The following is a 20,939-nucleotide window of genomic DNA, read 5'->3' as shown; positions in this document are numbered from 1 at the left end:
GATCAATTTATCAAGATCAAAATCTAAGTTAATACCGTACTAACCTAATCAGAGATTTTTAACTGGGCATACACTAAACCCAAAACTACCACTAGCATTAATACTGCTGCTGCCGCTGCATAGCCAAAATCAAACATCCCGAATGCCTGTTCATAAATGTAATAAACCAAAATATTTGTAGCATTCAAAGGTCCACCGCCTGTAACTACATACACCTGTTCAAAACTTCTAAAGGTAAAGATCACCGTAGAAATTACGACAAAAATTGTTGTTGGTCTTAATCCAGGGATCGTAATATGCCAAAACTGCGCCCAAGCATCTGCTCCATCTAGTTCGGCAGCTTCATAGCGACTTTGAGGAATTGCCTGTAATCCTGCTAAAAATACCACCATATTAAATCCCAATTGTTTCCAAATACTGAGCAAGATTAATACCGCCATTGCCAAGTTGGGATCGTTAAACCATGCTAAAGGGGGATTTAGTCCAAAAATGCCATTAATAATTCCGTCAGGCTGAAAAAGCCACCGCCACCCTAAACCTGCTGCCACAATTGACACTACAGAGGGTAAAAAGAATAGTGATCGCCAGAAACCCTTACCCACAAAATTACGATTTAACAATACCGCTAAACCCAGAGGTAAGACAATGCTGGGGATTAATGTCCAAAACGTAAAGTAAATGGTATTACCAAGAATTTGCCAGAAGTCTGGATTTTTAAGTAATCTCACATAGTTATTTAATCCTACCCAACGCACACCACCTAAGGTTAAATGTCCATCAGTAACGCTCAGGTAAGCCATATAAAGGACAGGAAATAAGACGAATATGCCTAAAATTAACAGAGCAGGTGCTAAAAATACCCATGCAGCGATCGCCTGATCATCTAGCCAAGCACTGATTTTAGTTCCTGTTACTTTTGTTGATTTAATATTCAAATTCTGCTCCTTTGAAGAGATATGTTGTGTCATGCCTTTCACTAAATTTTAAGGGTTGGCTGTTGCCATTTTAGGAGCCAGTTCCATCAAGAATCGTAAAGATGCCAGAGATGAAGATGGTGATGGCTTTTGTTAAATTCATGTCAATTTTTTTGGGAGTACTGAAATTTTGGAACAAGGTTATACTTGCTTCGTCATAGGTCTAAGGTAAAAATTACAGCTAAATTTGCAACAACTGAAGACGGTACTAATATAATGAGCTACAGTCTATCTTGGTCAACAAAAATCAGGTATGAGTCATCCCCTGTGTCAGAGCTTTCTAGTGTCGATTTAGTGCGTTTGTGTCAGAAAGGTTTACAGCCCCATCAATCTTCTTTTGCTGCCCTAATGCGTCTTCACCAATCCTACGTCGATCAGGTTCTATACAAACTTGCCCCCGACTGGCAGGATCGGGCTGATCTAGCCCAAGAGGTATGGCTGAGGGTATATCGCAATATCAAAAAGCTCAATGAGCCTGAAAAGTTTCGAGGCTGGCTGAGTCGAATTACTACTAATTTATTCTATGACGAATTGCGGAAGCGGAAGCGGGTAGGCAATCCTTTGTCCTTAGATAATCCTCTGCAAATGTTAGATGGAGATGAAATTGATTGGGAATTACCCAGTGATCGTCCAGGTCCAGTGGAAACCTTATCTACTCAGGAATTTTATGAGCATTTACGTCTAGCGATCGCTGAACTACCTGAGGGCTTTCGTGCCACAATCGTGATGAGAGAAATTGAAGGGCTGACCTATGAAGAAATTGCCGAAATTACAGGTGTATCCTTAGGAACTGTAAAATCTCGCATTGCAAGAGCTAGACTAAAACTACAAGAACAATTACAACCCTATTTATCGAGTATCTAGTTTACGGCTATGAATTTATCCAGATGGAATGATATAGACGAGGTAATCAGATGAGCATTCATGGTAAAAATCCTGCTCAAGAGCGATTTGAATTGTTAAGTGCCTATGTGGACAATGAGGTCACTGGTGCGGAAAAAATTCAAGTTGAGCAGTGGCTTAGGGACGACCCTAACTATCGCCATCAATATCAGCAACTCCTTAAGGTGAAAAAGTTACTAATTGATCTGCCGATTCCCGCTACTGTTAAAACCGAATATGTGGTGGATCAGGTAATTACTAAAATTAAAAAGCGATCGCAGCGCAATTTGTCTATAGGTACGGCATTTGTGGCAATTATGATTGCGACCTTTGGTTCAGTAGCTACTAGCTATAGATGGAAAGTAGCAGAGGAAACCACCAATAGTCCCGTTAATAAAGAAGAGCAATTAATTTTGGCAATGGAAGAACCAATTATACCTTTACCTCAGTCTTTACCTAAGAATCGTTAACGGTAGCAGTCCTAAACGGATTGATTAGTTAGGGGCTTTACCCCTTAACCCCATTTACAGTTCACTGGTGATTGCTATAGAGAGTTAACTGAATGAGCATAGGTAAAATAGGCATAAATTAAAAAAATTTTTGTAAAATAAATACTCAGGTGGATAATTTTAGATGGCTATGAAAGATCAACACAAATCACCGCTAAATAAGGTAGTTCTATACTTTAGTCTCATTCTAGTTGGAGTGGTTATCGGGTCTTGGACAGTTTTAAGTCGAGTTGCTCCTTCGACTGTTCAAAGTCTGGCACCGTTACCCGTCCAACCTGTTGCCGTAGCTAAAGAATCTAGTACAGTTGCGTTAGCTCCCATTCCAGATAGTAACTATAACTTTATTGCTCAAGCCGTAAACCGTACTGGTCCTGCGGTAGTTAGAATTAACTCTTCTCGGACTGTAACTTCCGAAGCCCTGCCCGATGTCTTTAATGATCCAATGTTTCGTCAGTTTTTTGGCGATGAGCAACCCCGACGGATGCCCCAATCTAGGGTAGAAAGAGGTACAGGCTCTGGATTTATTATTAACAAAGAAGGAGATATTATCACGAATGCCCATGTGGTTGATGGGGCAAATAAGGTAACTGTAATCCTCAAAGATGGTAGAAAGTTGGAGGGTAAAGTTCTAGGTAGTGATACCCTCACAGATATTGCTGTGGTAAAAATATCGGATCAAAACCTACCTACTGTGACTCTTGGTACTTCCCAAAATTTACAGCCCGGTGAATGGGCGATCGCCATTGGTAATCCGTTAGGACTAGATAACACTGTGACCGCAGGGATTATAAGTGCCTTGGGGCGGAACTCCACAGAAATTGGCGTAGATAAGCGGGTTAAGTTTATTCAAACCGATGCTGCGATTAACCCCGGTAACTCTGGTGGACCTTTACTAAATCAACAGGGCGAAGTAATTGGCGTAAATACTGCCATTATTCAGGGTGCTCAAGGACTAGGCTTCTCGATTCCCATTGAAACTGCCCAACGCATTGCCAAGCAAATTATCGAAAAAGGTGGAGTAAAAAGAGCCTACCTCGGCATTCAGATGGTGACCTTGGATGCTAATGTCAAGCAGGAAATTAACAGCGATCCCAACGCAGGCATTAATGTTACTGAGGATAAAGGGGTACTTGTAACTAGAGTCGTACCTAACTCCCCTGCTGCTGCTGCTGGCATTAGGTCTGGTGACGTTATTGTGAAAATGGATGGCACTAGCGTCAATTCTGCCGATGGAATCCAACAGTTGGTTGAAACTAAGGCTGTGGGCGATCGCCTGCAAGTGGAAATCAAACGTAATGGTCAAGGCTTAACAATCGCTGTCCAAGCTGGAGACTTCCCTGCCCAAGTACCAAGCTAATTAATCTCTCTAGTTAATCTCTAAAGAAATAAAAAACTAAATAAGAGTAATAGAGCAGTCATAATGGGGCTGCTTTTTTATGCTTAACTCTGCTGATGTTTTATTTGGATCATAATTCTGTCAGGATCAAGATCGCAGTCTTGCTATGATTTAAGTGAGTCCTTAACAAAAAGTAATTTATGAGTCGTATTTGTATTCTTGGTGGTGGCTTTGGAGGCTTATATACTGCCTTACAACTAAACCAACTACCTTGGACAGTTCAACCAGAAATTATTTTGATTGATCGTAATGATCGTTTTGTATTTAGTCCTCTGCTCTATGAATTAATTACAGGCGAACTAGAGACTTGGGAAATTGCCCCAACTTTTAGTGAACTACTATCAGGGTCAGGGGTGCGCTTTGTGCAGGGTAATGTTACGGATATAGATATTGCTAACTGCCAAGTCAGTCTTACTAATTCTTTACTGCCCACAGAAGTAATTAGCTTTAAGTATGATCGATTGGTTTTAGCGTTGGGAGGTGAAACTCCTGTAGATTTGGTCTCTGGGGCTTTAGAGTATGCAATTCCCTTTCGGACTTTAGCTGATGCCCAACGGTTGCAGCTACGGCTACTACAGCTAGAACAGTCAAAACCAGAAAAAATCCGAGTTTGTATTGCTGGGGCTGGATCAAGTGGAGTCGAACTTGCCTGTAAAATTAGCGATCGCCTGCAAGGAATTGGGAGAGTTAGGATTGTAGATCGCAATACTAGTATTTTAGCTAATTCTCCTATTTCTAATCGGATTGCAGCAGAACGGGCTTTGGCAAGTCGAGGAATTTGGACAGACTTATGCACAAATGTCGCTCATATTGGCGATGGGGAAATTCTTCTCAACTACGCTAGTGGCAGTGATACTTTACCTGTGGATATAGTGCTGTGGACGGTGGGTAATTCTCTATCAAAACTAGCTCGCAGCTTGAACTTACCCCATAGTTCTGGACGTGGACAAATTATTATAGAGCCGACTCTACAGGTTCAAGGGCATGAGCAGATTTTTGCCTTAGGAGACATAGCCGAGTGTCGTGATCCTGCGGGGCAGATTCTTCCAGCTACAGCACAGGTTGCATTTCAGCAAGCTCAGTACTGCGCTCGAAATGTATGGGCAAGCCTGAATCAGCACGCTTTGATCCCTTTTACCTATCTGGCTCTGGGAGAATTTATGAGCCTAGGAAAAGATAATGCCGCCATGTCTATATTTGGACAATTTGGCGTTGAAGGGGTTCCCGCTCTTATTGCCCGTCGCCTTGCCTATTTATTGCGGATGCCTACATTTCAACATCAGGTTAAAGTTGGGTTTAACTGGCTTAGTCGCCCACTATTTGATTTTTTAAAAGGTAGTCGCTAAATTCACCTAAATTCGGTGCTTATAATCATCATCATTTAGCCAGATTGGTTAGCCAGTTAGAAAAGTGGCATAGCGGTATATTTCTCAATTCCATAAATCTTTGATACTTAATTTCATCAACTCAGAATTAACTCAAAGCCATGAATTCACTAACTAAAAGCCAACCCACCTTTGATCTTGCTGGTTTCTGTGCTCCCCAACTTCACTATTTACAAACCAGAGCCAGAATTAATCGACTAATTGATCGCTACCTTGATCCTGAAATTTTGACCGCACATTTATTTGATCTGCCCAAGCAATTTGAATCGCCACACCAACGCCCTTGGCAACCTATTCACTGGAATGCCATTAATAAAGATCAGATTGTTGGTATTGATCCCGCTTTATTTTTATCAGTTCTAGCTAGTTCTGTAGAAATTGAAACTCCAATTCGAGAGTATTCCACGGAAAGTTGGCATTTCTTTAAGTCTGTGCATCCCCAAATGGCATATTTTATGGGTGGAGTCAGAGATGACAATGGCAAAATTGTGGAAATAAGTGAATGGGAAAAGGAAGAACGGCAACATGCTCCTGTATTCAGTAAAATCTATGAAAAATTGACGGGGATAAAGCTCTGCCCAAAACCAAATTCAGTTCGAGATAATCAATTTAATGAAAATCCAATTTATGAAGTTTATAATCATGTCCTCAGTCGGATTGGCACAGAATGGTCGGCGGTATCTATTTATTTATGGTTAATGGTACATTCTACGGGCGAGTTACAGCAGGCGATCGCTCAACCACTCAAAGATGAAATTAATCATTTAGCTAAGTTTTGGGGATTTGCCAGTTGGGCTTTTCAAGATAGTTTTGCCACAAGGATTCGGCATATTTCTGGTCAAATGTTGGCACTATTTCAACACCATCGCCATGAACGGAGCCAAAGTGATGATATTTTACAAAATCAGGGTTTATTTCCTGCGATCGAGTTAGCTTTTACTTTCACTCGGATTTTAACCAAGTTACATTACTGGCATCGTCAACTAAATATCGCAAGGTTAGATCAACTTTTTGCTTAGTTCACTAGGCATATTCACATTGACAAACATTTGCCGTGGCAGCACCCGTAAAGCTTCTTCTGTCGTGGTGATTCCTGCACAAATCTTCTCCCGTACACTATTACTAAAAGATTCATAACTTTGATCTATCCAGTAATCCGTTAATTGCGATTGCACTCCCCGATTAATTATTTTTCGTACTTGGGGAGTGATATTTAATAGCTCAAATATTGCCTCTCGCCCTAAATGTCCTGAACCAAAACAATGTTCACAACCTTTACCCCGTCGCCAATCTTGAGTTTTGACATCTTCCATCGTCAAATTTAGTAAATCCAGTTCAGCTTGGGTAGGGATATACGGCTCCGAACAAAAGGAACATACTTTGCGTACTAATCGTTGGGCAACCACCCCTAACAAAGATTCTCCAATTAAACTGGGATGAAGCCCTAAATCATGTAAACGGGCGATCGCCCCAATCGCATCATTGGTATGCATGGTCGATAAAACTAAATGTCCTGTCATCGCAGATCGAATTGTAATTTCGGCAGTTTCCAAATCACGAATTTCGCCCACCATAATAATGTCGGGGTCTTGACGCAAAATTGCTTTTAAACCTGCGGCAAAAGTAAGCCCTCCTGTTTCCTGCACTTGTCCTTGGGTAATATTAGGTAAAGTATATTCAACGGGGTCTTCCATTGTGACGATATTTACTTGATCCGTTGCTAAGAATTGCAAGGAGGCGTACAGGGTACTAGTTTTACCCGAACCAGTTGGACCAGTAACAATGATTAGCCCTTGGGGTTGAGTTAACCAATTGCGGTAAATATTTAGCGATCGCTCCGAAAAACCTAAATCTTGCAGTCTGGTTGCAATCATTTGGTTACGCATTAACAACCGAATTACGGCTTTTTCCCCATCAAGGCAGGGAAAGGTACTGACTCGCATATCTAGGTCAAGATCAAGATTATCGGCGGTAATGTAGTGCTGACTAATGCGTCCATCCTGAGGGCGGCGACTTTCGCTAATATTCATCTTACTCATGACCTTAAGCGCAACAATTGTTTTACGGCTGACTTCAGGAGGCAAAACCCTTGTCGTCCTTAATATGCCATCAATTCGATAGCGTACTCGTAATCCAGCTTCGGTTGGTTCTAAATGAATATCACTGGCACGATGTTGGAGGGCAACAGAAATTAGAGCATTAATCCGATGAGTTTGGTCTAGTGCCTGGGATAAATACATATTAGAAATTTCATCCAAATGTGCTTCATCATTTACCCCTGTGAGTGGATTGATAATTGGCGGAGCAATAGTACTAGGTTCAGGAAGATTTTGCCTCAGAAACCATAGCAAGTAACTATCCGATGAAACAAGCACGTTTTTAATACCTGTTAATGTTCCATTACTCAACTGTTTAATTTCTTCATGGGTAAGTTCACGGGGTGAGCCTAGATAAAAATAGCCATGCCATAGCAGTAAGGGAATAACGGGCGGTAATGATTTCCGATCTTCAAAGCGATGAAAAAATCGATAACTAACTTCTTCATCAAGTAGTTCAATCCGAACTCCACCCCGTTTATCAACTAAAAGTTGAATTGCCTCATCACAGGTAATTTCTTGATTGCGTAGTCGCTTCCATATCGAAATTGGCGAATTTGCAGGTATTTCACTCATACTAGTTTTTGTTAAAAATTCACCTGCTTACACCCAAGATCAGTCCTAATTAATATAGACATCGCTATCCCTATGGTAGTTCGTCAAAACTAAAAAATTCCACTCAGGTCTAATTGGTATAATCAATTACAAGCACCTTGAAGAGCTAGGCTGATGTTTTAAGAGATAAATGTGGCTAATTTACAACAATTACAATTGCTGGCTGAGGGGGTAGATTCTTGGAATCAATGGCGCAAAAATTTCCCAGATACTCCAATCCTTCTCCAAAATGCAATGCTCAGTGTCGCCAATCTCCGTTATGCCAACCTAAGTCATGCCAATCTGGAAGGAGCGGATTTGTATCATACCAACTTAATTGAGGCTAACTTAGAATATGCCAATTTAGCTGGGGCTAGTTTAAATGGGGCGATCGCTACAGGTTCTCTAATTTATGCTGATCTCAGTCTGGCTAATCTCTATAGTTCAGCTTTCACATTCGCCAATCTCAGTCAAGCTAATCTCCAAGGATCGAGTGCGATCGCTGCAAATTTCAATAGTGCTAATCTGCAAGGTGCCAATTTACAGGATATTAATGCTAGTCACGCCATTTTTTGGCAAACAAACCTATCTGATGTTGATTTAAGTCGGGCAATTTTGTGGAGTGCTAAGTTATATTGTGCCGATCTGAGGCGATCGCTTCTCCAAGATGCAGATTTAAGTGGTGCGGACTTATCGGGTGCTGATCTACGGGATGCGGACTTATCGGGTGCGGATTTGCGGGATGCTAACTTGAGCCGTACCAATTTAGAGGGGGCAAATCTGGATGATATTCGCTGGGGGAAAGATGGACGTGGGAATGCTACTAATTGGCGAAATGTGGTTGGGTTAATGTCTGCCCATAATGTCCCTGCGGCACTTTTACAATAGAGTAGTTATCAAAAATCTCAAGGCTAAATACTTAAGCCTAGCTGAGAGTATAAAATGGGATTTACTCTAAATTTTAAAAGTCTCAGTAATGCCTGAACCTGCTATTCTCCGTGCCTCTGATGTCGATCGCAATTTATTAACACCGATGATGAGGCAATACCTTGATGTTAAAGAGAAGTATCCCCATACTGTAGTTTTATATCGCCTAGGAGATTTCTTTGAAGCATTTTTTGAGGATGCCCATCTGGTATCAAGAGAATTAGAATTATTTTTGACAGGAAAAGATGCAGGAAAGGAAGTTGGTCGAGTGCCAATGGCAGGAATTCCCTATCACGCCCTCGAACGCTATGCCAGTCAGTTAGTGGAAAAAGGCATATCCATTGCCATTTGTGATCAAGTGGAAACTGCTGCCGAAGCTCAAGGATTATTAGTGCGAAGAGAAGTTACCCGCATTATCACGCCCGGAACGGTAATGGAAGAGGGAATGCTAACGGCAAAAAAGAATAATTTTCTCGTGGCGATCGCTAATGCGGATCAAAATTGGGGATTGGCATACGCAGATATTTCTACGGGGGAATTTTTGACTACACAAATTCAAGGCACTGATAATCTGGTGCAGGAACTTCTAAGATTACAACCTGCGGAAGTTTTGATTCCTGTAAATGCGCCAAATATTCTGCAAAAATCCACTGATATTCATCCTCAATTACCAACTCAGTTTTGTTATACCCAGCGATCGCTAGCTAATTTTTCCTTAACTGAATCCAAACAAAGAATTTTAGAGAACTTTAAGGTGCGATCACTTGCAGGCATGGGCTGTGAAAGTTTACCCCTCGCAATCCGAGCTGCAGGTGGATTATTAGAATATTTAGCAACTACCCACAAAAATACCCAAGTACCGTTACGCATTCTTTCCACTTACATAACCAGTGATTATTTAGTTCTGGATTATCAAACCCGTAGAAATTTGGAAATTACCCAAACTGCCAAGGATGGTACGTTTACAGGTTCACTGTTATGGGCTTTGGATCGCACTTGCACAACGATGGGTGGTCGGGCTTTGCGCCGATGGCTATTGCAACCACTAAAGGATATTTCCCACATCTGCGATCGCCAAAATACTATACAGGAATTAGTAAAAAATCATACCCTACGCAAAAACTTACGCACTCAGCTTAGTGGTATCTATGACATTGAACGTCTTTGTAGTCGCATCGGCGCAGGTACAGCTAATGCCAGGGATTTAATGGCTTTGGCTACTTCTTTAATCAAACTCAAGGATATTGCTAAGCTCTTGATCAAGGCAAAATCTCCATATTTAACTGCTCTGCAAACTATCCCTCCTGAAATTATCCAACTGGGAGATCGCCTATCTCAAACTCTGGCTGATGATTTACCAATTATTCTCACAGAAGGGAACTTGATTCGCAAAGGCATTAATCCCGAACTAGATCAACTAAAACAGCAAGCGATCGATGATGCCCAATGGCTTTTGAACCTAGAACAAAGGGAAAGAGAACGCACGGGCATAAATACGCTCAAGGTTAGCTATAACAAGACCTTTGGTTATTACATCAGCATCAGTCGAGGCAAAAGCGATCAAGCTCCTCAGGACTATATTCGCAAACAAACCCTCACCACCGAAGAGAGATATATCACCCCTGAACTCAAAGAAAAGGAAGAACGGATTGCGAACTCCCAAAATGCTTTGTATAAATTGGAATATCAAATATTTACGGAACTGCGAACCGAAACCGCAAATCATATTGATCTATGTCGAGCGATCGCTAACTCTTTGGCAGCAGCCGATGCCCTAACCAGTCTTGCCGAGGTGGCTGTAACCCATAACTATGTAAAACCTGAGTTGCAATCTAATCGCTCAATTCAACTTGCTAATGGTCGGCATCCTGTGGTTGAGCAGGCTTTACCTTCAGGATTCTTTGTGCCGAATTCGATTAATTTAGGAAGAGAAGGACATCCAGATGTAATCATTCTCACGGGTCCAAATATGAGTGGTAAGAGTACATTTTTACGGCAGTTGGGACTAATTCAGTTAATGGCTCAGGTGGGAAGTTTTGTGCCTGCGGATATGGCGAAATTGGGAGTTTGCGATCGCATTTTTACAAGAGTAGGAGCCGTGGATGATCTTGCTACCGGGCAATCAACCTTTATGGTGGAAATGTTAGAAACTGCAAATATTCTCAACCATGCTCAAACTAATTCCTTAGTACTTTTGGATGAAATTGGTAGAGGAACTTCGACTTTTGATGGGATGGCGATCGCTTGGTCAGTTGCCGAATATTTAGCCTCAAGCATTAAAGCTAGAGCTATCTTTGCTACTCACTATCACGAATTGAATGAACTGGCAGGATTATTAGATAATGTCGCTAATTATCAAGTTACAGTTAAGGAATTAGCAGATGAAATTATCTTTTTGCATCAAGTCCAAGCAGGTGGTGCTGATCGCTCCTATGGTATAGAGGTCGGTCGTCTCGCAGGATTACCCCCAGTGGTGATCAGTCGTGCCAAGGAATTATTAAAACAAATAGATAGTCATAGTCGTATTGCTACGGGCTTAAGGCGATCGGGACAAACCCAGAAAGAAGATAAAATTCCGAAACAACAGCTTACTATCTTTGAAAATCAACTGGAAAATCACGAATAGTAATATAAATAAAAAGCAATCTAATCACTTCTTAATGCTGTAATCGGATCAAGTCCTGCGGCACTGCGGGCTGGAATTACCCCCGCTACTAGCCCCACAGCTACAGATAGCCCTAACCCAGCAAATATTGACCATAGTGAAACCACAAAGGGAAAGGCAAAAACCCCAGATGCAGCATAGGCACAGCCAATCCCCATAATTACTCCTAGACAGCCACCAATTGCCGAAACCACGATCGCTTCCATTAAAAACTGAGTTAAAATTGCCCCTCTGGTTGCCCCAACTGCTTTACGCACACCAATTTCTCTAGTTCTTTCTACAACTGAAACCAACATAATATTAGCAATGCCAATCCCGCCAACGACTAAGGATATACCAGCGATCGCTCCGACCATAACCGTAAATAAGCCCACAACCTGATTAGAAGCAGCAATTGTATCAACTTGATTGATCATACGAAAGTCATCAAATCTAGGATCAATAATATTATGACGCAGGCGCAGCAGATTAGAAACCTGAAACTGAGCAGCTTCTAGTTCATCACTGTCACTAGCACTGACCCAAAACCCACTAATGGAAACCCCTGAAATCGCATTATTTCCCACTACCTGCGAAGACATATTAGTTAAAGGAATATAGACTCGATCATCTTGATCCGTAGTACCCACAGCCCCCTTAGACTCCATTACCCCTAAAACCCGATAGCGACGATTTTGAATGCGAATGCTTTGTCCTAGAGGACTTTCTCCCGATGGGAATAAATCATCACGTACCTTTGAGCCTAGGACTACAACTGCCGATGCCGCATCCATATCGGTTTGAGCAAAAAATTGTCCAGACTGCGGATAGATATTTTTAACATCACTGTAATCTATATCCGTACCGATTATGGTGGTGGCAGTATTTTGATCCGCATAGACCATTTGAATATTTCCCCGTTGTAGGAATGCGGTAACCCCTTTGGCTGAGGGTACTTGCGCTCGTACTGCCTTCGCATCTTCCCAAGTTAAAGTCGAAGCCGAACCACCGCCAAGACTAATCCCCCCCGAGCGTGATACTCCTGAAAGTACCAGTAAAACATTAGAGCCTAAAGCCTGAATTTGTTGGGCAGTCGCCAATTGCACTCCTTGTCCCACCGAGGTAATGGCAATCACAGCCGCAATACCAATAATCATCCCTAGCATCGTCAAACTCGTGCGCAGGCGATTACTCCACAGGGAGTCAAAGGACATGATTAAAACTTCAATTAAAGATACAGAAGTAGTTTTAGGCATTTTACTTTTCTGCTGACCAGTGATTAAAATTCAAAAAATAAAAAATATAGGAGATGACAATGATGCTTGTATCATAAATGGTAGTGGATGCCTTCATTCTGAGTGCATGAGCTTGTTGGCTTTTCCAATAAGAAACTTTACTCCGTTATACATACTTCAGTGGTGTTTTATAAGAAGAGTCGTTGGACAGTCTAGGTAAGAGCTGCTTCGGAAAGCTTATGATAACGTCCAATACCTTATTGATGTGAACATTCGTTGTTTTTGACTTTAACTCTGTCGCTAACTTCCGCATACGTTCATCAGCTTTAGTTGTACCTAGATCATAGACAAACTCATTATCGCTGAAAAGTTTCAGAAACTCTTTGATTTCGTCAATGGTAAAACTTTCAATAAAGCTTTGGTAATAAGGTAAAGCATTTTCATCAATGCCTCTTTTATATCCTTTACCATTGCCGCAATAGCAAATACATACGACTTTTACAAACAACTTCCTGACTGATCTTGGTACTCCAGTTCTTGGAATCGATTCTCCTATAGATTTAGCATGAGGATACTCATTATAAAAATTATTCCACTCAAAATGGACGGTTTTTAGATTTTGCAGCTTTTCCATAAGCTCTGCTGCCAAGCTATCTTCATCTCGATATCGAAGACCGTCAACTAATTCTAAAATCTTTTGAGTTGCATTTTTTCTATCCGTATCTCCATTTTTCCTATACCAACCAAACTTAGAACCGATTTGGTACTTAGTTTCTTCTGATGCACATTGCCAAACATAAGGAACCAGTTTTTCTATGTTAGTCTTGACGTGCTGCTCTTGCTTGGGATCACAGTAAATACCGAATATTGATAGGAGAAAATCGTCTATTCTCTCTTGAGGCTGGTGAGAAAGATCATCACCGATAACAGTAAAATCTTCATCAGGTATTCTATTTTTCCTAATGTTTTCCAGAAGCTGCTTAATTCTAATTACAGAATGATTTGGTTGAGCGGTTATCGCATACTTTAGACAAGTTTCTAGCAGAGAGAGCATTTCTATGCCAGAGATGTCATTTTCATTCGGGTGAGCAGAACTTGCATGATTTCTAAGATAGTTGACTTGACGCAATCTTTCAAAATTAATATCGTTAACTAATCCTATTCTCCTAGATATTTCGAGAAGATCATGTGATGATATTGCTTCAAGATCTTCTGGTGAATCAAGGTTCTTATATTTTGGAGATATACTTTCCGCTACATTATAAAAATATTGCAGGTCAAAACTAACTATTAACCGCCCTAGAGCTTTGATAGTCTCGTCCCATAAAAATGTGAGCGCACCATCAAATAAGCCAACTGTAATTGCGACTGTAAACTTAGACAGATAATCAGCTTTAGCCCTATCTTCTAACGGAAGGATTTCTAAAGTGCTTTCTAAAGCATAAATGACTTTCCTCCGCTCTTGAATGGGCGAAAGTATATTTTCCGTTGGCAAGCCGATATGCTGAAGAAGATCTGCAAGAGGCTGACTGAATGCACCAATGGAAGTCTCAATCTGAGAAGGTGTATTTCCTGATGGTATAAGTACAATTGCAAGACTTTCTTCAGCCATAAGTTTCTTTAGTTTGGTGTATATTTATTTGCTTACTGTGAATAATTTTAGCGCAGGGCTAATTTTTAAGATGGAACCTCACAGACAAAACTCTTACTAGAACTAACTTTGCAAGCTAACATAAAATTAAGGTCGCCTTCTACCACTACTTGGATCGCTGGGGCTGCTAGGCAAACCGGGCGTATTATTCCGACCTGCCGCACTATTGGGACGCAGACCTTCGGGAAAGGTAATTAGTACCCGATCGCCTTCCTTTAATCCCGACTTTACTTCTGTGCGATCGCCAACAGTAAGTCCAATTTCAATGGGAACAAATTCTGGAGGTTTATCTCTGCCCCTCCGTAGATATACTCCCGTAACCTTAGTTTGACGAGCGATCGCTACCGTTGGTACCGTTAAAACATTTGCCAATTGCCCCACTTGAAAATTGACATTAACATTCATGCCCGATCGCAAAAGCTGTTTAGAGTCATCGGTAATATTTATTTTGACTTCAAAGCTGGTGACATTCTGGGTAACTGTGGTTTGGGGTGAGATCGCTTGAACTACTCCGCTAAATTCTTGATTAGGATAGGCATCGGCTTGGATCGATACCTTTTGTCCCAGCTTAACTTGACGAATATCCCGTTCTGCCACGTTTGCTACCACCTGATTATTCGCCGATAATGACAAGATCGAAGAGGCTGTGGCGGAGGATACAGCACTACCAGAAGTTGTAGGAGTAACAAATGCCCCCGGATCGGCATACTTTTTAATTACAGTCCCAGCAAAGGCGGCTCGGATAATTGTGTCCTCCAACTGCGCTTGAACAATTTCCAATGCACCTTGGGCAGCTTCAACCTGCGATCGCCCTTGATCAATATCTTCAGGACGAGAACCAATCTTTTGTAAAGCTAATATCTGCTCTTGTACTTTTACCTGAGCTTGGGCATTATCCCTTGCCGTCCGCGAAGTCTCAAAATCCCGTTGCGAAATTACCCCACTGCTGTAAAGGTCTTGATTTTGCCTAAAATTAGCTTCAGCTTGACGTAGGGTGGCTTGACTATTGGCAAGGGCTGCCTGTGCCTGCATAATATCCTGTGGGCGGTTACCAGCAATCAGTTTTTGCAGATTTGCCTGTGCTGATGCCAATTGCCCTTGAGCTTGTTTGATCTGTCCCTGTAAGTTAGAGTCATCCATATAGGCAAGAATTTGTCCCTCTTTAACTTGATCACCTTCTTGAACAACCAAACTTTTCAGCCGACCAGAGGTCTTTGGACTAGCATTAATTAATTTTTCAGGCTGGATGGTGCCATTGGCAGAAATTGTAATCTCTAAATTCGAGCGTTCTACCACTCCCCCCCTACCTCGGCGGTTAGTTTCTGGCTTATTCATTCCCACAAACCAATAGGTTGCTCCCCCTAAAATGATGACAAGCACTAATCCCAGTAATATTTTCAGCACTAGTCCTTTGCCCTTAGACTCCTTAATTGGGAGTTCGGAATTCTCTAGGTCATCTTGCTGATCATCTTTTAAGGTATTTTTATCTAAATCGTTTTTGTTTGGGCTTTTATTTGAGTAGGAGGACTCCGCCATAAATGTCTATCCCGATTTCACTTTATTTAATGGAGCTTATATTAATTCACTTGTTGATTTTAGACGGCGATCGCAGCCAAAGAGTTCTAAGCTTTAGTTGTTCAAATATAGATTCCATCCAACAATAAATAATTTCCCTGGGTACAGGACAATTAGAACTAAAATAAGGTGTTTGTGATAACTTCAAAGCCTAAGAGTTTATGGAAGTAAATAATACATGGCAATCATGGCTGTATAAATCTAGTTTCTGGCTTGCCGCACTGGGTTCTGCGTTGCTTGTTATGCATTTACAGTTGCCATACGTCTTAAGTCCTAACCTTAATTACGTCATTGTGCGAGGGTTAGCGTGGGTTGGTGTGGTTTCTCTAATTTGGCAACGACGCAAAACCCTACCCATTGATTCATCCGATCTAATATCTATAGCGATCGGAGCAACTCTAATCACTTTGGTTTTAGTTCGCAGTTGGTTTTTCAGGGGATCTAATGACGTTCTTTTAGATATTCTGCCACTTTTTTCAGCAGTGGGGTTAGTACTGCTTGCCAGTGGTTTTAAAAATTTAAAGTTATATAAGCGTGAGCTAGCTCTAGTATTGGTTTCCGTGATCCCCTTTGGTATCTTAATGCCAATTGTTAGATAGAGTCCTTAATTTTAGTCTCCTTGCTGCTAAGTTTGTTGGAGTAATTTTGTACTACGCCAACTTTGATGTAGTTCGTAAAAATGTAGTTCTTGCCCTTCCCAATGGAGCGATCGAAGTTAATTCTGGATGTTCGGGTTTACCATCTATAGCTATCCTCTTGCAGATGGGAGCCTTATTTGCGATTTATTGTCCAGTGCCTCGCCTTATTGCTTTATTACTGCCATTAACTGGTGCTTTAATTGCGTTTTTAGTCAATGGATTTCGGATCATGATTCTAGCCATACTAACTAATGCTCAAAATAAATCAGCGTTTGACTATTGGCATGAAGGTATGGGAGAGCAGGTATTTAGTATTATTTCCATGGTGTTATTTGGATTACTTTGTGAGTGGATATGGGAGCAGACTCATACTCAGGAAAAATCGGAGACTAATTGATGGCTGCACAATCTAGAATTTGGTACCTAGGGTTACTGGGAGGTTTAACAGTTGGTGTTTTGGCAATTATGGGGCGATCGCTAATTGATCCAACTTGGGGCAGAATCCAGCCTCCGACTATTCCTGATCGCATACCTATACCTGCATGGTCTGATCTTAATTCAACTCCCACATCACTCACTACTCGAGCTTGGGGAACTAGGGAAATTCAGGCAATACCAGGCAGACGCTACACTTACTCTCAAGCTTCCCAATTACCTTTAGCCCTAGAAGTTTTTTATTTTCAATCGCCTAGTGGTGGGGTGGATAGTTTTTTAAAGCTTTACGCTCAAAGCAAAAAATCAAAATATGAGGTGCCAGTAATGAAAATTGCACAGGAATCGGGAAGCTCTTACGGGCTGTACTACAACCAAAACACTGCCTATCTTTCCAGTTGTATTAATCCTAGAGGTGGCAGTACCGTCACTAATGAGCAGTTTCAAGCCAACCGTGATCGCTATGATCTTAATCCCAAACGCTGGATACCAGTAATTTTAGGCATGGAAAGACTGAGGGATTGGCGATGTTTATGGATAAATCTGTCTATTCCCAGTAATATGAATAATGTTGACGAAAGCTATAAAACTTTAGTTACTGCTTGGCAACATATAGATAGTAATCGCTATCAATATTTTAAGGGTTTTGCGAATCCAGATTAAAAACCAAACTAAAATTTAGTCCTGAATCTATTATTTACATGATCAATTCTGAGAATGCCAAAGCTACTTTACCCTACGTAGGTTACGGATTAGCCCTTTTTTCGCTGTTAGACCTCATAATTTACTTAATTCCACTCAAATTTTTTGACTTTAGTTGGGAATTTAATACCTTTAATTACTTTGTGGATAGCTCACCGGGAACTTTGATTGGGTTTTGGTTAATTTTATCCCGTGAGCTTAAGCAAGACTTAGATAAGTTTAAAATTGAAAAAACCCTAATTAGAGTCTTTGCATGGTTTTCTCTCTTTCTGAGCCTGATTTATTTTGCCCTAATTCCTCTCGGTGTATCTGCCTCGCTAAAACTGACTAGAGTTACCAATATTCAATACTCAATTCAAGAAAAACAAAAAATTTCCCAGGCTGAAGAGTTACGAAAAAAAATTAATACCGCTACGGATCAAGAACTAGAAGTATTTCAAAAACAGATACCTAACACTTCAGAAACTCCTAATCCCATTCAAAGCCCTGGCAAGATTAGAGAAAACCTATTGCAACAACTGGATGATCAAATTAAAACGGTTCAGTCTCAAATTGAAGAATCTGTAAACAACAGTAATGAGTCGATTCGCAAGAGAACCGTTAAATCTGTGGTTGGTGCAGTGATTATAGCCTTACTATTCCTGAGATTTTGGTGGCAAAATTCTGGTAGAAGATCGGCAATTTTTAGTTTACTCTTTAGGAAAAAACGAGTTTAAGCTTGCGGGGTTTACAAATATTCTAAAAACCCCTGAAAATCATTAAAAGAACGCATTAATATCGGCTCTGCCAGTAGTTTTGAGCCAGTTTTGTGCCTCAATATAGTTATTAGGGGCAATCCTAATTGCTCGTACCCAGTACTCCGAAGCTTTGGTAAAAAAGTCTTCTCTATCATCTTCGGTTTCTGACTTTTCGCCTTTGTAATGATAGATGACTGCAATATTATTTAATGCCTGAGGTAAACGGGGATTTATATCGATCGCCTGATGATAATACTCTAAGGCTTTGTCATGATCACCATTGCTAGCATGAATTAAACCAATGTTATAAAGAATATAGCTGCGATCATAGGGGTTTTCTTCCAGTTTTAGAGCTTCTTCGTAGTTTTCTAGTGCTTCAGCATACTCTCCATCACCTTGGGCTGACATCCCATCACGATAATATGCAAATGCCTCTTTCTCTTTTTGACTAGCAGGAAAGAATTTAAGAATAGTATCAGCAATAACTGTAAAGGTTTGGTCAACAAAGTTGTCGTTACGTTGGGATCTAGCCATGAATTTAAATTAGATTTTTTCCATATTCTGCCATCTATTTCGACCACTTGCCCTAATAGTTGGTAATTAATATGCAATTATTTACCTTATGCCTCTATGAGATCAACAAATCAACCATCAGATCAGATTTATACTTTAGTCAGAACTTGCCAAAAGAAGAGCTAAAGACTCATCACACCAAGCCACCCAGTCCTTTTCGTAGCGAATGCCTCTACCAATTCCGATTTGGCAATAAATTTTACCTTTAGGGGGAAGCAGTCCTTGATCATACATTTGTTCATAGGCTGCTAGTTCTGCCTTCAGATGTTCAAGATTAGTTTGATGAATTTGACGACGACGTTCAATATCCTTGATCATTACCGCTTTAGGGACAAGGTGTGCGGCTTTAAGTTTACCTGCCAGACTTTCTCTTATTACAGTTGGCTCTGATGGCTCCATTACCCACTTAATTAGCTCTTCGGTACCTTGCTGGGTTAAACAATAAACCTTCTTATCTAAACGTCCTTCTTGGGGAATAGCCTCATAGGACACTGCACCTCTTTCTTCAAGCTTTGCTAGCTCCTTATAGACTTGCTGCTGACTCGCTTTCCAATAGCAACCCACAGTACCATCAAATTTTTTGGCAAGATCATACCCACTTTGAGGGCAAAGAGATAAAACAGACAAAATGATATGACCAAGAGACATAAATAATTGCTTGACAATTTTCAAAGACTTAGTTTATCGTACATCATGTATACAATTTATTGAGTAAAATTTGTTGAATAAAACAGATTGAATAAAATCATTTGTATATAAATAGTCATATATGCCTAAAATCTATGCAAATATCCCCACGCATAATCAACCCCGTCACTATTGGCGTAATTTCGGCGACTGTCATTCTTGGATCGACTTCTATTTTTTTCCTGTCTTCTCAAACTTCTCAAAGCTCTGTCCGTGCTTCAGATACGCCCAAAGCTAATAAAATTACAGCTTTAGGAAGACTAGAACCCGAAGGTGAAACCATCAAACTTTCGGTAACTGAATCCAGTGGTAGTACCCGTGTGTCCAAGATTTTGGTCAAAGAGGGAGATCAGGTAAAATCAGGGCAAGTTGTAGCGATTTTAGATAGTCGCGATCGCCGAGCTTCAGCCTTAGAACAGGCACAGGAGGATGTTAAAGTTGCGGAATCCAGACTAGCTCAAGTTGAAGCAGGGGCAAAGTCTGGGGAAATTCAGGCACAAAAGGCAAATATCTCTCGCCTCGAATCGGAATTAAGTGGACAAATTGCCACCCAAGCTGCCACAGTTGCTAGTAGTGAGGCTGAACTCAGAAATGCAGAAGCAGAATATCAACGCTATCAATCTATATATCAAGATGGGGCTATTTCCGCCTCTAGCCGTGATTCTCGCCTGTTAACTCTGCAAACTGCCCAAGCTCGATTGAGGGAAGCAAAAGCTAGTCAAGAGCGTACAATCGCTACGGTTAAAGATCAATTAAAGGAAGCAAAGGAAACCTTAAATCGGATTGCGGAAGTTCGTCCCGTGGATGTACAGGTAGCTAGGGCTGAAGTTGATAGAGCGATCGCCTCCGTAAACCAAGCAGAAGCTGAATTAGAACTATCCTATGTGCGTGCGCCTCGTGATGGCAGAATTCTCAAGATTCATACCAAGTCGGGAGAAGTGATCAGCGATCAAAAGAAAGGCATTGCCGAAATTGGGAATACCGAAACTATGTATGCGGTGGCTGAGGTCTATCAGAGTGATATTAAGCAAGTCAAAATGGGGCAAGCAGCGATTATTACCAGTAATGCCTTTACAGGTGAACTTAAGGGCGTAGTTGATCAAATCGGTTGGCAAATTGCGAAACAGGATGTGTTAGGGACTGATCCCGCCGCCGATCAAGATGCCAGAGTGGTAGAAGTTAAGGTGCGGCTTTCGCCTGAGGCTAGTAAGGTCGTGAAAAATTTAACTAATCTCCAACTCAAAGTAGCGATCGCACTTTAGGTCAAATACAGGTCAAATACTAAATTAAAAAATTGAACCC

19 protein-coding genes are annotated in these 20,939 nt (G+C 41.0%); 12 read left to right on the top strand and 7 right to left on the bottom strand.

Annotated elements, in window-relative coordinates; translation table 11 throughout:
* Positions 1 to 44: 44 nt before the first annotated feature.
* Positions 45 to 968 carry a carbohydrate ABC transporter permease gene (locus SYN7502_RS04275; RefSeq protein WP_081581042.1) on the bottom strand — a complete coding sequence of 308 codons (924 nt, stop codon included), beginning with the start codon at positions 966 to 968 and terminating at the stop codon, positions 45 to 47.
* 222 nt (positions 969 to 1,190) lie between these two features.
* Here SYN7502_RS04275 and SYN7502_RS04270 point away from each other — a divergent pair, with 222 nt between their 5' ends.
* The 5 genes from SYN7502_RS04270 to SYN7502_RS04250 all read left to right on the top strand — a co-directional run bounded on the left by SYN7502_RS04270 (position 1,191) and on the right by SYN7502_RS04250 (position 6,165).
* Entirely contained in the window at positions 1,191 to 1,838 is a 648-nt protein-coding gene (locus SYN7502_RS04270; protein ID WP_041429229.1) for a sigma-70 family RNA polymerase sigma factor, read from the top strand.
* A gap of 50 nt (positions 1,839 to 1,888) precedes the next feature.
* On the top strand, positions 1,889 to 2,326 hold the full coding sequence (locus SYN7502_RS04265; RefSeq protein ID WP_015167654.1) for an anti-sigma factor family protein: 438 nt from the start codon (positions 1,889 to 1,891) through the stop codon (positions 2,324 to 2,326).
* A gap of 163 nt (positions 2,327 to 2,489) precedes the next feature.
* On the top strand, positions 2,490 to 3,722 hold the full coding sequence (locus SYN7502_RS04260) for an HhoA/HhoB/HtrA family serine endopeptidase (protein WP_015167653.1): 1,233 nt from the start codon (positions 2,490 to 2,492) through the stop codon (positions 3,720 to 3,722).
* A 179-nt stretch (positions 3,723 to 3,901) separates the two neighbouring features.
* Positions 3,902 to 5,107, top strand: coding sequence for an NAD(P)/FAD-dependent oxidoreductase (locus SYN7502_RS04255; RefSeq protein ID WP_015167652.1), 1,206 nt, complete (start codon positions 3,902 to 3,904; stop codon positions 5,105 to 5,107).
* Between the two features lie 140 nt (positions 5,108 to 5,247).
* Positions 5,248 to 6,165, top strand: a complete 918-nt coding sequence (locus SYN7502_RS04250) for a hypothetical protein (RefSeq protein WP_015167651.1) — start codon at positions 5,248 to 5,250, stop codon at positions 6,163 to 6,165.
* On the opposite strand, the gene SYN7502_RS04245 is transcribed toward SYN7502_RS04250, so the two are convergent.
* Positions 6,145 to 7,818 carry a GspE/PulE family protein gene (locus SYN7502_RS04245; protein ID WP_015167650.1) on the bottom strand — a complete coding sequence of 558 codons (1,674 nt, stop codon included), beginning with the start codon at positions 7,816 to 7,818 and terminating at the stop codon, positions 6,145 to 6,147. The two genes, SYN7502_RS04250 and SYN7502_RS04245, sit on opposite strands and share 21 nt — an antisense overlap.
* Before the next feature lie 171 nt (positions 7,819 to 7,989).
* Here SYN7502_RS04245 and SYN7502_RS04240 point away from each other — a divergent pair, with 171 nt between their 5' ends.
* A complete protein-coding gene (locus tag SYN7502_RS04240; protein WP_015167649.1) occupies positions 7,990 to 8,724 on the top strand; it encodes a pentapeptide repeat-containing protein in 735 nt (244 codons plus the stop codon).
* 88 nt (positions 8,725 to 8,812) lie between these two features.
* Positions 8,813 to 11,389 (top strand): DNA mismatch repair protein MutS, encoded by a 2,577-nt coding sequence (gene mutS / locus SYN7502_RS04235; protein WP_015167648.1) that lies wholly within the window; start codon positions 8,813 to 8,815, stop codon positions 11,387 to 11,389.
* Positions 11,390 to 11,409: 20 nt separating this feature from the next.
* On the opposite strand, the gene SYN7502_RS04230 is transcribed toward mutS, so the two are convergent.
* The 3 genes from SYN7502_RS04230 to SYN7502_RS04220 form a co-directional block, all read right to left on the bottom strand.
* Positions 11,410 to 12,663, bottom strand: coding sequence for an ABC transporter permease (locus tag SYN7502_RS04230; protein WP_015167647.1), 1,254 nt, complete (start codon positions 12,661 to 12,663; stop codon positions 11,410 to 11,412).
* A gap of 145 nt (positions 12,664 to 12,808) precedes the next feature.
* Positions 12,809 to 14,254, bottom strand: coding sequence for a hypothetical protein (locus SYN7502_RS04225; protein WP_015167646.1), 1,446 nt, complete (start codon positions 14,252 to 14,254; stop codon positions 12,809 to 12,811).
* A gap of 126 nt (positions 14,255 to 14,380) precedes the next feature.
* Positions 14,381 to 15,829, bottom strand: coding sequence for an efflux RND transporter periplasmic adaptor subunit (locus SYN7502_RS04220; protein WP_015167645.1), 1,449 nt, complete (start codon positions 15,827 to 15,829; stop codon positions 14,381 to 14,383).
* A 200-nt stretch (positions 15,830 to 16,029) separates the two neighbouring features.
* Here SYN7502_RS04220 and SYN7502_RS04215 point away from each other — a divergent pair, with 200 nt between their 5' ends.
* Genes SYN7502_RS04215 through hpsJ-A form a run of 4 tightly spaced genes read left to right on the top strand, consistent with a single transcriptional unit; the run spans position 16,030 to position 18,356 of the window.
* Positions 16,030 to 16,467: an archaeosortase/exosortase family protein gene (locus SYN7502_RS04215; protein WP_041429227.1), complete on the top strand. Its 438-nt coding sequence runs from the start codon at positions 16,030 to 16,032 to the stop codon at positions 16,465 to 16,467.
* Positions 16,457 to 16,903 (top strand): archaeosortase/exosortase family protein, encoded by a 447-nt coding sequence (locus SYN7502_RS04210; RefSeq protein WP_041429225.1) that lies wholly within the window; start codon positions 16,457 to 16,459, stop codon positions 16,901 to 16,903. The genes SYN7502_RS04215 and SYN7502_RS04210 overlap by 11 nt, the downstream gene beginning before the upstream one ends.
* Positions 16,903 to 17,601 carry a cyanoexosortase A system-associated protein gene (locus tag SYN7502_RS04205; protein ID WP_041429223.1) on the top strand — a complete coding sequence of 233 codons (699 nt, stop codon included), beginning with the start codon at positions 16,903 to 16,905 and terminating at the stop codon, positions 17,599 to 17,601. The genes SYN7502_RS04210 and SYN7502_RS04205 overlap by 1 nt, the downstream gene beginning before the upstream one ends.
* Positions 17,602 to 17,639: 38 nt before the next feature.
* Complete coding sequence (gene hpsJ-A / locus SYN7502_RS04200) at positions 17,640 to 18,356, top strand: HpsJ-like protein, cyanoexosortase A-associated (protein WP_015167644.1); 717 nt, start codon at positions 17,640 to 17,642, stop codon at positions 18,354 to 18,356.
* 42 nt (positions 18,357 to 18,398) lie between these two features.
* Here hpsJ-A and SYN7502_RS04195 read toward each other — a convergent pair whose 3' ends face one another.
* Positions 18,399 to 18,911, bottom strand: coding sequence for a photosystem I assembly protein Ycf3 (locus SYN7502_RS04195; protein ID WP_015167643.1), 513 nt, complete (start codon positions 18,909 to 18,911; stop codon positions 18,399 to 18,401).
* Positions 18,912 to 19,046: 135 nt separating this feature from the next.
* Positions 19,047 to 19,598 (bottom strand): PadR family transcriptional regulator, encoded by a 552-nt coding sequence (locus tag SYN7502_RS04190; RefSeq protein WP_015167642.1) that lies wholly within the window; start codon positions 19,596 to 19,598, stop codon positions 19,047 to 19,049.
* 134 nt (positions 19,599 to 19,732) lie between these two features.
* Between SYN7502_RS04190 and SYN7502_RS04185 the strand changes: the two genes are divergently transcribed.
* Positions 19,733 to 20,899, top strand: a complete 1,167-nt coding sequence (locus tag SYN7502_RS04185; RefSeq protein WP_015167641.1) for an ABC exporter membrane fusion protein — start codon at positions 19,733 to 19,735, stop codon at positions 20,897 to 20,899.
* Positions 20,900 to 20,939 lie beyond the last annotated feature (40 nt).

The organism is Synechococcus sp. PCC 7502, from assembly GCF_000317085.1.
Classification (GTDB): domain Bacteria; phylum Cyanobacteriota; class Cyanobacteriia; order Pseudanabaenales; family Pseudanabaenaceae; genus PCC-7502.
Note: the sequence above shows the minus strand (reverse complement) of the source record. Positions and strands in the feature narration are given on the sequence as shown.

What these genes read in the sequence shown, in the direction of transcription:
- SYN7502_RS04275 (WP_081581042.1), bottom strand. Translation starts at nt 968, where the DNA reads ATGACACAACATATCTCTTCAAAGGAGCAGAATTTGAATATTAAATCA.
- SYN7502_RS04270 (WP_041429229.1), top strand. Translation starts at nt 1,191, where the DNA reads ATGAGCTACAGTCTATCTTGGTCAACAAAAATCAGGTATGAGTCATCC.
- SYN7502_RS04265 (WP_015167654.1), top strand. Translation starts at nt 1,889, where the DNA reads ATGAGCATTCATGGTAAAAATCCTGCTCAAGAGCGATTTGAATTGTTA.
- SYN7502_RS04260 (WP_015167653.1), top strand. Translation starts at nt 2,490, where the DNA reads ATGGCTATGAAAGATCAACACAAATCACCGCTAAATAAGGTAGTTCTA.
- SYN7502_RS04255 (WP_015167652.1), top strand. Translation starts at nt 3,902, where the DNA reads ATGAGTCGTATTTGTATTCTTGGTGGTGGCTTTGGAGGCTTATATACT.
- SYN7502_RS04250 (WP_015167651.1), top strand. Translation starts at nt 5,248, where the DNA reads ATGAATTCACTAACTAAAAGCCAACCCACCTTTGATCTTGCTGGTTTC.
- SYN7502_RS04245 (WP_015167650.1), bottom strand. Translation starts at nt 7,818, where the DNA reads ATGAGTGAAATACCTGCAAATTCGCCAATTTCGATATGGAAGCGACTA.
- mutS (WP_015167648.1), top strand. Translation starts at nt 8,813, where the DNA reads ATGCCTGAACCTGCTATTCTCCGTGCCTCTGATGTCGATCGCAATTTA.
- SYN7502_RS04230 (WP_015167647.1), bottom strand. Translation starts at nt 12,663, where the DNA reads ATGCCTAAAACTACTTCTGTATCTTTAATTGAAGTTTTAATCATGTCC.
- SYN7502_RS04225 (WP_015167646.1), bottom strand. Translation starts at nt 14,254, where the DNA reads ATGGCTGAAGAAAGTCTTGCAATTGTACTTATACCATCAGGAAATACA.
- SYN7502_RS04220 (WP_015167645.1), bottom strand. Translation starts at nt 15,829, where the DNA reads ATGGCGGAGTCCTCCTACTCAAATAAAAGCCCAAACAAAAACGATTTA.
- SYN7502_RS04215 (WP_041429227.1), top strand. Translation starts at nt 16,030, where the DNA reads ATGGAAGTAAATAATACATGGCAATCATGGCTGTATAAATCTAGTTTC.
- SYN7502_RS04205 (WP_041429223.1), top strand. Translation starts at nt 16,903, where the DNA reads ATGGCTGCACAATCTAGAATTTGGTACCTAGGGTTACTGGGAGGTTTA.
- hpsJ-A (WP_015167644.1), top strand. Translation starts at nt 17,640, where the DNA reads ATGATCAATTCTGAGAATGCCAAAGCTACTTTACCCTACGTAGGTTAC.
- SYN7502_RS04195 (WP_015167643.1), bottom strand. Translation starts at nt 18,911, where the DNA reads ATGGCTAGATCCCAACGTAACGACAACTTTGTTGACCAAACCTTTACA.
- SYN7502_RS04190 (WP_015167642.1), bottom strand. Translation starts at nt 19,598, where the DNA reads ATGTCTCTTGGTCATATCATTTTGTCTGTTTTATCTCTTTGCCCTCAA.
- SYN7502_RS04185 (WP_015167641.1), top strand. Translation starts at nt 19,733, where the DNA reads ATGCAAATATCCCCACGCATAATCAACCCCGTCACTATTGGCGTAATT.